This is a genomic window from Curtanaerobium respiraculi (assembly GCF_024609215.1).
In the GTDB taxonomy this organism is placed as follows: domain Bacteria; phylum Actinomycetota; class Coriobacteriia; order Coriobacteriales; family Eggerthellaceae; genus Curtanaerobium; species Curtanaerobium respiraculi.
Genome location: NZ_JANIPD030000007.1, coordinates 1 through 12,543 on the forward strand (window position 1 = coordinate 1; position 12,543 = coordinate 12,543).

At 65.1% G+C, this 12,543-nt stretch carries 11 protein-coding genes; 8 read left to right on the forward strand and 3 right to left on the reverse strand.

Annotated features, from left to right (window positions below; all coding sequences use genetic code 11):
* From NOV21_RS03635 to NOV21_RS03670, 8 genes are all read left to right on the forward strand, one after another.
* Positions 1-503, forward strand: a 503-nt coding sequence (locus NOV21_RS03635; RefSeq protein ID WP_283171762.1) for a YraN family protein, incomplete at its 5' end; no start/stop codon positions are given.
* Positions 504-586: 83 nt separating this feature from the next.
* Entirely contained in the window at positions 587-808 is a 222-nt protein-coding gene (locus NOV21_RS03640; RefSeq protein ID WP_283171763.1) for a helix-turn-helix domain-containing protein, read from the forward strand.
* A gap of 340 nt (positions 809-1,148) precedes the next feature.
* Complete coding sequence (locus NOV21_RS03645; RefSeq protein WP_283171471.1) at positions 1,149-2,852, forward strand: AAA family ATPase; 1,704 nt, start codon at positions 1,149-1,151, stop codon at positions 2,850-2,852.
* Between the two features lie 262 nt (positions 2,853-3,114).
* The gene (locus NOV21_RS03650) at positions 3,115-3,525 is read left to right on the forward strand and encodes a DNA-binding protein (protein WP_283171472.1); all 411 of its coding nucleotides are present in this window, start codon (positions 3,115-3,117) and stop codon (positions 3,523-3,525) included.
* Positions 3,525-4,808: a relaxase/mobilization nuclease domain-containing protein gene (locus NOV21_RS03655; protein WP_283171473.1), complete on the forward strand. Its 1,284-nt coding sequence runs from the start codon at positions 3,525-3,527 to the stop codon at positions 4,806-4,808. The genes NOV21_RS03650 and NOV21_RS03655 overlap by 1 nt, the downstream gene beginning before the upstream one ends.
* Positions 4,808-5,413, forward strand: coding sequence for a hypothetical protein (locus tag NOV21_RS03660; protein ID WP_283171474.1), 606 nt, complete (start codon positions 4,808-4,810; stop codon positions 5,411-5,413). Before NOV21_RS03655 ends, NOV21_RS03660 begins: the two co-directional genes overlap by 1 nt.
* A 170-nt stretch (positions 5,414-5,583) precedes the next feature.
* A complete protein-coding gene (locus NOV21_RS03665) occupies positions 5,584-6,342 on the forward strand; it encodes a type IV toxin-antitoxin system AbiEi family antitoxin domain-containing protein (protein ID WP_283171475.1) in 759 nt (252 codons plus the stop codon).
* Complete coding sequence (locus tag NOV21_RS03670) at positions 6,330-7,262, forward strand: nucleotidyl transferase AbiEii/AbiGii toxin family protein (RefSeq protein ID WP_283171476.1); 933 nt, start codon at positions 6,330-6,332, stop codon at positions 7,260-7,262. Before NOV21_RS03665 ends, NOV21_RS03670 begins: the two co-directional genes overlap by 13 nt.
* A 192-nt stretch (positions 7,263-7,454) precedes the next feature.
* On the opposite strand, the gene NOV21_RS03675 is transcribed toward NOV21_RS03670, so the two are convergent.
* From NOV21_RS03675 to NOV21_RS03685, 3 genes are all read right to left on the reverse strand, one after another.
* On the reverse strand, positions 7,455-7,778 hold the full coding sequence (locus tag NOV21_RS03675; RefSeq protein ID WP_164504477.1) for a TfoX/Sxy family protein: 324 nt from the start codon (positions 7,776-7,778) through the stop codon (positions 7,455-7,457).
* Between the two features lie 121 nt (positions 7,779-7,899).
* Positions 7,900-8,616, reverse strand: coding sequence for a class B sortase (locus NOV21_RS03680; RefSeq protein ID WP_283171477.1), 717 nt, complete (start codon positions 8,614-8,616; stop codon positions 7,900-7,902).
* 73 nt (positions 8,617-8,689) lie between these two features.
* A complete protein-coding gene (locus NOV21_RS03685) occupies positions 8,690-12,415 on the reverse strand; it encodes a VaFE repeat-containing surface-anchored protein (RefSeq protein ID WP_283171478.1) in 3,726 nt (1,241 codons plus the stop codon).
* Positions 12,416-12,543: the final 128 nt, after the last annotated feature.

Genomic DNA, 12,543 nt, shown 5'->3' on the forward strand with positions numbered 1-12,543 from the left:
CTTCTAAACCCTCCTTCGCTTTCCACCCTTGCACGCCCGCCGGAGCCCGAGCGTCAGCCGCGCCGCAAGGCGGAAGGCCAAAGGGGCGAACCGCCGGGAACCAAGGAGGTCAGCCATGTTCGAACTCAAGCAGAAGGCCATCAAGGCAGCGGCAACCTTCCTCGACCGTCGCGGTTGCGAGGTCATCGGACACCGGGTGGGAGTCCGAGGACGGAGGTTACATCGACGTGGTGGCGCGCGACGAGGACGCGATCGTGTTCTGCGACGTGCAGGCCCGCAAAGGTGCCGAGAAGGGAATGCCCGAGGAGGGCCTGGGGGCCCGCGAGCGCATGGAGGTCAACGCGGCCAAGTGGCTCGGCCAGCACGGGGACGACCCGGACAACGTGGACGTCGCCATCCGCTTTGATCAAATCGCGATGCTGGTCATCGGCGAGGACCGGGCGCTCCTGAGGCACCACATCAACTGCCTGGGGTCCGGGACGATCGCCGCCGCGACCGAGTAGCGATCCGCCGGCAACGCCGAGGCCGCCCCGGGCACCGCGCCCGGGGCGGCACCCCCGAACAACCGAGAAAGGATGTGTTCCACATGACGCAAGCGACGATGGAGATGCGCGCCGAGGAGCTGGGGCTCGAGCCGCTGCTCACGATCAAGGACCTGGCCGCCTACCTGCAGGTGAGCACCACGACGGTGTACCGGCTAATCAAGGACAGCGCCCTGACCGGCACGCGCATCGGGCAGTCCCTGAGGTTCACGCGAAAGAACGTCGAGGACCTGCTGGACTTCTGCGCCTTCGACGAGAACCAGTGACGGCGAAGCGCCGAGCGCCCCGAGCCCGGGGCGCTCGGCGTGCGAAGCGGGAGGGAGGCCGTCGTCACTGGGACAGCTTGTCCCACCTGCCCTCCGGGGCTGCGCGCCCCGGCCCCGCGGCAAGGCGCAGGCGCCCTGCACCCGTCCGCCGTTTCGGGAATGTCTCGGGTTCCCGAAACGGTTCCGTCGGAGTCCCAGGCATATACTCTGCTATCCTCGGATTAATAAACCGTTCACTAATGAACGGTTTTCTGATACAATGGAGAACGTGATACACAGGGCGCCCGGCGGGCCTCTTCCACATTCTTCGCCCGCCGGGCACGATGCGAAGGAGGGGCTTGTGCGCACTCTCGCCATAAGCAACTACAAGGGCGGCGTGGGCAAGACCACGACCGCCGTGAACCTGGCGACCATCTACGCCGAACGCGGGCAGCGGGTGCTGCTCATCGACCTGGACCCGCAGGCGTCCGCCACCGACTTCTTCGGGCTCTACGAGCGGGCGGAGGCGGAGAGGAGGACGTCGGTCGAGCTGCTCTACGGAGACGCTCCTGTTGCCGACGTGGCGTACGAAACCGGTATCGAGGGCCTTTCCGTCGTCCCCTCGGTCATCGATCTCATCGACCAGAACGAGCTGCTTCTGCGCGAGCAGCGCCTGAAGTCCGCGCTCGACGACGCCGCCGGCGACTTCGACACCTGCATCATCGACTGCAGCCCCGTGATGAAGCGGCTCGCCTTCAACGCCTACCTGGCAGCGTCTGGCAGCGGAATGATAGTCATCCCCGTGAAGCTGGACGGCTCGGTCATGCGCGGCACCGCCCTCACGGTGAGCGCCATGCGCGCCATCGCAGACGCGCTGCGCATGGCGACGCCGAAGTTCCGCATCCTGCGCACCTGTGTCCCGGGGCGCGAGACCCGCAGCGAAGCGACCGGCGCCCAGGTGCTCGACAGCTTCTTCCCCGACGAGCAGTTCAGCACCGTCATCCACGCCTCGACGAAGGTCGGGGAGGGCTCGTGGCAGTGGAAGCCCGTGGTGGCGTTCGAGCCGAGGAGCCGCCCGCCCGGGACTACCTGGCGCTCGCGGAGGAGATCGACCATGAGTGCGCGTAGCGACGTTGCCGCCGGCTTCTCCATCAGCGGCCTCTTGGACTCGTCGTCAAAGACCCGCAGCCGCTTCCCCGTCGTGGAGATCCCGGTTTCGGAGATCGGGGACCACCCCGAGAACACCGCCTATTCCATGGACGAGGCCGGCATACGCGCGCTCGCCGATTCGATAGGGCGCGACGGGCTCACCGACCTGCCGCTCGTGCGGAAGCTCCCTGACGGCTCGTGGCAGATGCTCTCCGGGCACCGGCGCAAGGCGGCGTACGCCATGCTCGCCAAGCGCGACGGCGCCTACGCCAAGATGCCGTGCCGCGTCGTCGAGGGCGTCGACGACGCGCAGGCGCTCGTGCTGCTGCACACGGCGAACTACTTCGTGCGCGAGCTCTCGATCACCGAGCGCGCTGCCGCGACCCGCGCTTTGGGAATCGAGGTCGGGCGCAAGCGCCTCGAGGACCCGAGCCTTTCGGGAAAGCGCACAGAGGACGTCAAGGCAGACATCCTGGCCGAGCAGACCGGCAGGCGCGTCTCCGGCAAGACCATCAGGCGCGAGGAGGCGCTTGCGAAGGCCATCGAGGACGACCTGGCCGACGAGTGGAAGGCGGCTGCCGACACGGGCGAGATCTCCGCGAAGACGGTCTCCCTGCTCGCCGCCCTGCCCCGCGCCGAGCAGTCGCGGATCGCGTCGGAGGTCTCGCTCGAGGGGCTCGGCAAGCGGCAGCGCACCGACGCCATCCAGGCTGCCATCGGCTCCGTCACCCGGCCCGACGCGCGGCTCTCGCGCTCCCGCAAGAACCTCGCCGGCTACGCCGCCTCCATGGGCGCAACCATCGCGAAGGCGGACCTGGAGACCATCGGCGAGATCGCCGGAATCGTGCGGGAATTGCAGGAACGCGCGGCTTCCGATGCGGACTCGTCCGCGGAGGGCGTCAGATGCCAATCGTAGCAAGTAGCCCATCTTGTATCACGTTCGTCCGAACGCTCACAAGATGGCACTTGGCCCGGGGAGTCGGGGAGGGTTGGTCGAGCATGGCACCGACCTCCGCCGTCGACCGCCCCACCCCGCCCCGGGCATACGTCATCCGCCCGCGCCGCCGACTTGCCGGCGCCTGCGGATGACTGCGGGGGCTGCCCCCGCTCCCCGTTGCTAGCAGACAAGGAAATGCCGGCTGCTTCCACATAAAGCCGGCGATGCAAAGGAGAAGACCTTGACGAAACGGAAGGAAAGGTTCGTCCATTGCCGGCTTTCCGAAGCCGACTTCGAGTGCTTCCACGAGCACGCCGAGGAGCTCGAGCTCGCCCCGTCGGAGTACCTGCGCTACATGATCCGCATCCCCGTGAAGGCGGACGAAGGCGGCGGCGAGGTCGTCGCCCTGGACACGAAGGCCATGTCGCAGATCTACGGCGAGCTCGTCCGCTGGGGCCACCATTACAACCAGGCCGTGCACGCGCTGAACACCATCGCGCTGTTCGCCAGCCGCGGCGGCAACAACATCGACTACTTCGTCGAGCAGCTCGAGCGCGCCAACCGCAACCTGGAGGATGTGAGGGCCGGCGAGCACGACGTCGAGAACAGGATCCGGAAACTTGAGGGCACTACTCTGGTGGGTGGTCAGTGATGCCGATAGTAAAGGCGATATCGGGGCACACCAGCTGCCAGAAGGTGAAGACGTACCTGGAGAAGCGCAACCGCGCCTTGGCGCGCGACTTCTTCAATCTGTCGTGGGACGAGCGCGATATGGAAGGCTACGACGAGGCGATGAAGGAGGTCGTTGAGTGGGCCGACGAGATGGACGCGACACGGGCCCGATGCGGCAACGACGAACCGTACGAGGGCAGGCGCGCCCGCACCTACAAGCACTTCATCATCTCGCCCGACCCCGATGACCATATCGACCTTCCCGCCCTGCGCGAGCTCGCAAGAGCGTGGGCCATGAGGTTCTTCGGCGACTACCAAGTGGCCATCGTGTACCACGACGACAACCAGAACCGGATCCCGCACGCGCACCTGGTCGTCAACTGCACCAACCTTGTCACCGGCAACCGGCTGCACACCGACAACCCCTTCGAGCTGAACCGCGCCCTGCAGGACATGGCGCGAGAGAGGGGCCTGAGCGGGCTCTCGAACGTGATGGAGCACCGCGAGGGCCTGTCGCGCCTGGCTGCGAAGGACGAGCCGGAGAAGACCGCCAGGACCATGCAGCCGACGTACATGAGCCGGCCCGAGCGCGAGCTCGTTGACAGCGGCGGGTACTCCTGGGTCGCGGACATACGCAGCCGCGTATCAGTGGCGAAGGGACTTGCACGCAACGAGGGCGAGTTCCGAAGCATCCTGGATATGCTTGGAGTTGCAGTGGCGGACAACTCGCCGAAGGCGACCAACCGTGATTGGATCTACTCGCTTGCAGACGACCCCAAGTGCAAGGTGACCGGCGGGCGTCTCGGCTACCTCTACAGCCGACGCTCGCTTGAGAACGGCTTCGAGAACAAGGCGACCTACCACCCCGACGCAGCTTCCTCCCGGGCGATCCTGAAGGCGGCGAAGGATGCCGTGGTGCTTAACGACCTCGCCGAGCTCGATCGCATGGCGAAAGCGCTGGAGACCTGCTCACGCTTCGGGATACGCAGCATCGCCGACTGCGATGCCAGGATTGGGACGGTCGAGAAGTGCATCGGAAGCGGCAACGGCAGCGAATCCGAGCGCAAGTCGCTAGAGGCCCTGCGCGAGGCGCGCGACTTCACTGCGGCTAACGGGCTGCTCCCCAGGATTTCTGCCAAGACAAAGGGCGTAAAGATGAAAGCCGATTCCTCGCACAGTGCCGGCAAGAAAAAGGCTGCCGAGAAACACCAGCACAAGCGCCGCGACATGCAGCGCAGCAACCGTGAGAAGGGAGAGCGCTGATGGAGATCCGCATCCGGTACAGGAACAACCGCGTCGACGTCTTCGATACCGACACCTTCACCAAGTCGGAGCCCTTCGGCAACGCGAACATGCTCACCGACTTCGAGATCCTGCTCGACCAGCTGGACAAGACCGGCATCTGGCTAGCCGCTCACAGCTACGACGCGAGCCAGTCATACCGCGGCGACATCCCGGACGACGAGATTCCCGTGGCGCGACGCAAGAAGGGCTGGCGCTTCCTGCTCGCCGAGAGCGAAGAGGTTGCCGGCATCGAGACCGTGAGCATCGGAAGCGACATAGCCCTGCAGAGAATCTGCGGCGAGCTCGTGGACATGCTGCGGCTCGACGAGACGGCTTCCGCTTGGATCAGCAACAGCGACGACCTCTCCACCGTCGACAAGGCAGTGGCGCTGTTCGAGGTGCTCACGAGGGCAGCCCCCGCAGGATCCGCACCCGAAGACATCGCCCGCATGTGCGGCTGCAGCCTTGCGCTGGTGAACACGTTGCAGGCGATGGGGGTCGCACCAGAAGAGGACGAGGAAAACGAAGAGGAAGACGAGTACGACAGCTGGATGGAGGGACTGGACCATGAGGACGTTGATTAAGCTGGCCGGCGCATTCGCGCGCTTTCTGGTTCGCGCGGCGTTCAGGTTCATGTAGGGGCAGCCATGACGGCGCGATCGGATGCGCTTTCGGGACTCACCGCGTCAATATGATTACGAATACATATGCTTATGGGTATGTATCATACCCATTTCTGATAGAATCTCTAATCATGAAGTTCACCAGGTACATAGCGACCCACCACGTGTTCACCACCGAGGGCCTGCTCGCGGAGTCCGATTCCGAGGATTCCGCCCGGAAGCAGCTCAAGCTCGCGCTCGCCTCGGGAAAGGTCGAGCGCGTGCGGCGCGGGCTCTACGCCTCGCACGCGGGCAGGTTCGAGGGCGTGGGCGTCGACCCCTACGAGGTCGTCACGGCCCTCGACCCAGGCGCCGTCCTCTCGTACCACACCGCCCTCGAAGCCCTCGGTGTCGCGCACAACGTCGCCTTCGAGTGCAGGTTCCGAACCGACCGCGCCAGAGCCCCGTTCTCCTTCGGCGGCATCGACTACGTCCCGCACCCGGCCGACGACGCCGTGCCCAGCCGAAGGGTGCGCGGCAGCGCATTCGGCAGCGCGCTCGCGACCACGCGGGAGCAGACCATCGTGGACTGCCTGAAGCACCCGGAATGGTCGGGCGGCATCGAGGAGGCGGTCAGGTCCCTTTCCGCCATGCCGTACGTGGACTCGGCGGTCGTCGCCGAGCTCGCATGCGCCGACAGCGCGTCGCTCGCCGCGAGGGCGGGCTGGCTGCTCGAGGCGAAGGCGGAGCATTGGCGCGTGCCCGAATATGCAATCGAACAACTGCAGGAGAGGTGCGCTGGCGTGACCTCCAAACTCGACAAGCGGTCGTCCGAATCGCGCGGCTGGTCAAATAGGTGGCGCATGACGCTGCCGGAGACGGAGGAGGAGGTGCGCTCGTGGGTATCGTGAGCATGGACGAGTTCCAGCCGAGAACGGCAGACAAGGTGAACAGGCTCCTCGACATCCTCGAGGAGATGGGACAGCATCCCGATCTGCGGGGCAAGCTCGCCATGCACGGAGGCACCGCCATCAACCTCTTCATGCTCGGGGCGCCCCGGCTCTCGGTCGACATCGACGTGTCGTACGTGGGCGCCGTCGACCGCGCCGCGATGCTCGCGGAGCGCCCCCTCGTCGAGACCGCCATCGAGGAGGTGGCGACCGCGCTCGGGTACGCCGTGAGCCCTGGAGGGGGCGGCCACGCGGGAAGGACCTTCACGCTGCGCTACGGCGGCGCGTGGGGTCCCGACCACGTCAAGATCGACTGCATCTACATGAACCGCTCGCCGCTCGCCGCGCCCACGCTGCGGTCGTGCCCGCTCCGCCCGGATACCGGCGTGCTCATGTTCGGCGACGCCGAGCTCGCCGGCGGGAAGGTCAAGGCCTTCTTCGACAGGGTCAAGGTTCGAGACCTCTACGACATCTCGAACCTCGGCGGATACGCCGACGGGCTGGACGGCAACGAGGAAGCCTTCTTCCACAAGGCCGTGCTCTTCTACGCCTCGCTGTCGGCGAGGTTCCCGCTGCCGTTCGAGGGCCGCGCCGGGCGTTTCGGGGACAGGCAGGACGAGCTGGAGGACCAACTGCTGCCCATGCTCCGCCTGCGCGACGAGAAGCCAACGCTCGCGGGGCTCATGGAGGGTGCCGAGGAGTTCGTGAGGCGCCGCGTGCTCCCGAGAGACGATGCCGAGAGGGAGTATCTGGACAGGCTCGCGGATGCGGACTACCGGCCGGGCCTCCTCTTCGCGGACGCCGAAACGGCCGGCGCCGCGTCAAGGAGCCCCGAGGCGCTCTGGAAGCTGCGGAACCTCCAGAAGATGGCGCGCGGATAGCGAATCGAAACATCTGTCCGACCTCGCGAAGGTCCGGTTTGAGCCCACGACGTTAATGGGCGTATTCCCAAGAGCTCTATCACCGGCTGCACATTCGAGCACGGCAAGGCCAACATGCTTGCCGGTGACCGTGCGAATCCTTTAGGCTGAACCCCTAGCTGAAAACGGAAGCTGCCCGACCATGACCATGTTCTATGCCTTTCTCTTCTTCGCCTTTCTTTCCGGCAGCTCCGGATACATCGCTTCCACCATATTCTGCAGCGCTATCTTGTTGTCCAAGATGGTCACCGGCAGCATGGGCTTTGCGCCTTCGTATGGGGGCTCCGGCTCGCTGTCCGGCATGGACTTCCTGCTGGCCTCTGTGATCTTCACCATGAAGCCGTCCTCGTAAACCCCACCGAATATCCGCTCCCTGTAGTAGAACACATACCCGCCCATCATTGGGATATTGCGTATGCCCCCCAGATCGGACAGCTGGTCCATGATGTAGTCGGCAAGCTCCCTGTTCTTTGGCATGACCCCTCTGCTCCTTCATGCTGAGATTTGCCCACCGTTTAATCTTAACTCCAATAATTTGTTCATAATAGAATCCCTTGCTGAAAACCGGGTCATTCAACCTCCGATTTTCGTCAGGGCATTAGACGGCGCCCATGCCAGCTGGTTTGGCATACACAACCGTACGAGAGTTCCAGGTCTCATAAGAACATGTTGCGAAAGCGTAGAGATGCTCGATATCTGTTTGCCGCTCAAAAACAATATCGCTTTGAGCCAAACACGTTGAGACGTACTCGGCAAACTCCTTCTCGTTTTTGAACTCCGTCTGCAGGGTTTCGTAGCTCGCGTTGACTACGTCGACTGCTACGACCTTCAGCTCATGGCGCTGATCGTCTGCGCGGGTGTAGAGGTTAATCATCTGGTGCTCCCGCGCGTAGTCGGCGTCGCTGTAGCTCGCGAAGTCGGCGAACACGCTGCCGTCGTCCATGTGGTGGCCGTAGACGATGGTGAAGGGCCCCTCCAGGCTGCAGTCGCAGTCGATGTAGGGCGTGCCGTACCCGCCCTCGCCGAACACGTCGGCGTAGAGCCAGCGGTTCGGGTACGCGGGATCGGCCTGCACGATCGGCTCGTCGATGTCCGTGCCGGGGACCTCCACCCATGCGATTATCTCGGGGGGCAGCGAGGCCCAGTCTATCTGCCGGGCGTCCTCGGGCTCCCCGCCGCCGATGTGCTCCGAGACCCAGTAGGACATGTCGTCCCTCTCGTGCGGCGTTGCCGTGACCCAGGTGAGGACGAGGGCTACCGCCACCATCAGGACGAGGCCCCCGAGCGGGAAGATGAGCAGCTTCGCGTTGCGCATCGTTTTCTCCTTAAAAGTCGGAGGGGCGGGCGCGAACGCCCGCCCCGTCCTTGCGGTCGGTCTGGTCCGGGCGCTATTCCCCGGGTTCGGCTCCCGGCTCCTCGCCGGAATCGGCCGCGATGCCCTTGCGGCGCTTGCCCAGCGCGTACGCCGCGCCTGCGGCCGCGCAGCCGGAGAGGACCACGATGCTCGCGGCTATGGGCGCCACGGGCACGGACCCGCCGGTCTTGGGATAGCCCTTGCCGGGCATGCCGCCCTCGGGGGTTTCCTCGTCGGGCGTGTAGAGCTCGACCGTCTGGTCGGCGTCGTCGACGTCGGCGTGGACCGCGACCTCTACCCCGTCGCGCGTGAGAGTCTCGAAGGCGACGAGCGTCTTTCCCTCGAGGCCGGTGGCGTCGAACTCGAAGGCTACATCGACCGTGCCGTCTGCCTTCTCGGGCGTGAGCGCCGCGGTGGAGGTCACGATGCTGCCCTTGGCGTCCTTAAGCGGCTCTCCGGTCGCCTTGTCCATGAGCGTGCCGGTGAGCACGTACTCCTTGTCGGGCACGAGGTTCGCGTAGGTCACCGTGTCGGTCACCTGCGCGGTGCCGTCCGCGACGACGTTCTTGTCTCCGTCGTCTGCGTCGACCGCGTTGGTTCGGATGCCGGCGAAGTGGACCGACTGGCCCTCGTCTTCGGCGTCCGCGTGGGTCGCCACGGTGTTGCCTTCGGCGTCCAGCAGGCGCTCGAAGAAGACGAGCGTATGGCCCGAGATGCCCTCGGTCTCGACCGTCATGGGGATGTCGACGGTGCCTTCCTCCGCCTCGGGGGCGAACTCGGTCTCGGCGGAAACGACGTTGCCGTCGGCGTCGAGGATCTCCTTGCCCTCGGCCGAGTCGTAGAGCGTGGCGGTCAGCTTGTACTTGTTGCCGGGGGTGAGGTTCTCGTACGCAACCGTGTCGGTGAGCTCGAGCTCTTCTGCGGTGCTGCCCAGGTTGTCGCCGGTCTCGGGGTTGGTCGCCGTGGTGTGGATGTCGATGACCTTCACCGTCTGGCCCTCGTCGGAGATGTCGGCGTGGACCATGTACTCCTCGCCCTCGTGCGACATGGTCTCGAAAGCGACCAAGTCGTGGCCTGCGAGGCCCGCGCCGTCGAAGGTGAACTCGATCTCGACTGTGCCGGTGAAGTCCTCGGCCTTGAACGTAGCGGATGCGGTGATTTCCTCGCCTTGCGAATCGAGTGCCTTCTCGCCGGTGGCCTTGTCCATGAGGGTGCCGGTGACGGTGTACTCGTCGCCGGGGATGCAGCCCGAGTACTCCACGGTGTCGACGATGACCATCTGCTCGCGCGCCTGGCCCTCGTGGGTCCCGCTGCTCTTGTCGGTTGCGGTGGTGCGCATGTCCTTGGGCATGTTCTCGACGGTCCACCCGAACACGTCGGTCATGTCCTCGCTGCCGTCGAAGGAGATCATGCCCTGGTCGTTGACCGTGAAGTCGTGGATTTTTGCTTTACCTTCGTCGTCCACGTCGTGGATGACGTAGCCTTGCGGAGCTGCGGTCTCCTGAACATGGTAGGAGCCGTGCTTGATGTACTTGATGGAGATGTCGCCGTTTGCGTTGGTGGTGAGCTCCTCGTCGAACGTGCCATCGTCGTTCCAGACGCGGAAGGTCTCGCCCTCCACGGGAACGTCGATATCGGTCGCGCTGACTTTGTGGAGCTTGATCTCGGTCGGAGTGTCTGCGACGGGCTCTTCGTGCGTGAACACGTCAACCTCTTGTCCCTGGTATGCCAGCTCCACGGTCTCCTCGTCCACGTTTAGGGCGAAGCCGTCCTTTGCCTTCGCCTCGTAGACGGTGTAGCTGCCCAGGTAGAGCTCGCCGGTCGATGCCTCGCCGTTCTCGTCGGTGACGAGGGTGGCCACGATGTCGCCGGCGCCCGCGCGCACGGTGCCCTCGGGGGTGACGATGTCGGCGGCGGCCTTGACGATGTAGGTGCTGTCGGAAACGGCCTCGTCTGTGGTGGAGTCGTGCTTCACGACCTTGATGACGCCCTTCTGGGGCATGTCCTCGAATTCGACGACGATCGGTTCCTCCCATCCGTTGTAGACGGTTCCCACGTCGAGCTGCTGGCCCTCGAGCTCGAGGACGTAGCCGTAGGGCGCCTGCACCTCGGTGATGGTGTACGTGCCCTCCTCCAGCAGCATCGGCAGCGTCACTTCGCCTTCGGTATTTGTAGTCCAGGTGTCCATGACCTGCTCATCCGGATAGTGGCTCGTGTACGTCACGAGGTTGCCGGCTTCGTCGGCCAGCTGGAAGCTGCATTGGAGCGGAACCTGCTTGCCGGTCTCCGCGTCGGTCTTGACGACCTTGAGCGGCGTCTGGGGGATGTGGTTGTTCACGAGCGGGGGCAGGTCGTACTGGCCTTCCTCGCTGATGGAGGCCTTCCAGTCGGGCGCCGCGATGAGGTCCTTGCCCCATTCGGCCTTGAACGCCGCTGCGACGTCGTCGGGGACGACCTCGTGCACGGTGTAGGTGCCGTACGCCAGCGCCGCCGTCCAGCCTTCAGGAAGATCGATGGCCTTGGTGGTGGCCAGCCCGTTCTCGTCGGTCGTGATGGTGCACACCACGTCGCCGGGCGCGATCTCGTTGCCGCTTTCAGGGGACGCGATGCTGTTCTCGCTGGAGTTGATCAGCTGGAACCGGACGCCCTCGACGAGCACGCGGGTGGTCTCCTGGGGGTTGCCGTCCTCGTCGTAGATCTCGGCCTGGGCTTCCTTCACGAGGCGGTAGTCGCCGCGCTTCACGGTGTCGGGGCTCGTCGGGGAGTTGTACGTGTAGACGCTCTCGCCCTCGACGCCGTCGGATGTGATCTGGATGCTGAAGACCTGCGGGGCGCCGCCCTGGCCGTCGTCGAGGTTGTAGCCCGTGGGCGCCTTCGTCTCCTCGACGGCCACGGTGCCGAGCGGGATGGAGGCGTCGCCGTTGGTCTGGCGGTAGAGGGCGGGTCCGGACACCTTGTACTCGTCGGAGTAGTAGGCGAAGCCGTCGGAGTCGGTCTTGAATACCCACGTGCTGGTCGGATCGCCGGATGCCGCGGCCGCCTCGGCGCTTCCGTAGTAGCCGTCGTAGTACCTGACGGTGAACTGGGCGTCGGCGAGTGATGCGGAGCCTTCGGGCCTGTTGGCGTTGGTGGTGGCGTCAACCTTGCCGACGAGCATGCCGACCGGGTCGGACTGCGGAATCTCGGCAACGCCGTCCTTGCCTCCGGTGGATACGGTCTTGCCGGCCTCGACCTCGACCTCGTACTTGCCCGGGTCGAGGGAGTAGCCCGCAGAGGGGCTGGTCTCCTGGACCCAGTACGTCCCCGTGGTCACGTGCTCGAGCTTGCCCTTACCGTTGACGTCGGTGGTGATGGTTCCGACCTTGTGGGCGCACGCCTTGTCTGAGTACACCGTGTAGACCGCGCCCTCCAATGTGTAGCACCCGTTGACATCGGTGAGCTGCCTGATGCCCGAGGTCTTCATGACCTCGATGGTGCCCTTCGGCGTGAGCCTGGGGGCGACGCACATGCTCTGCGAGTCGGAGCTGACCCATTCGGTGCCGGACGCCTCGTACTCGTCCTCGTGCTGCCCGTAGTAGCTCTTCGCGGCGGCGTACACGTCGTAGAAGTCGCCGTTGTCGGGCGTGACGTTGTCGCTCATGTAGCCGGGCGTGTACTCGCACCAGATCATGTACTGCAGGTAGCCGCCCCGTTTGAGGTACGACCATCCGGAGTACTCGGTGTCGAGGTACTGCTTGTAGAGCCCGATCCGCAGCGCCATGCCGGGGTCCATGCCCCGCGAGCTGTAGGTCGAACCCACGTAGGCGGTGTCGGTGATCTGGATGCAGTAGGCGTCCTCGCCGTCGATGACGAAGCGCGAGTCGGCCCAGTGCTGGCCCGTGCTGCTGT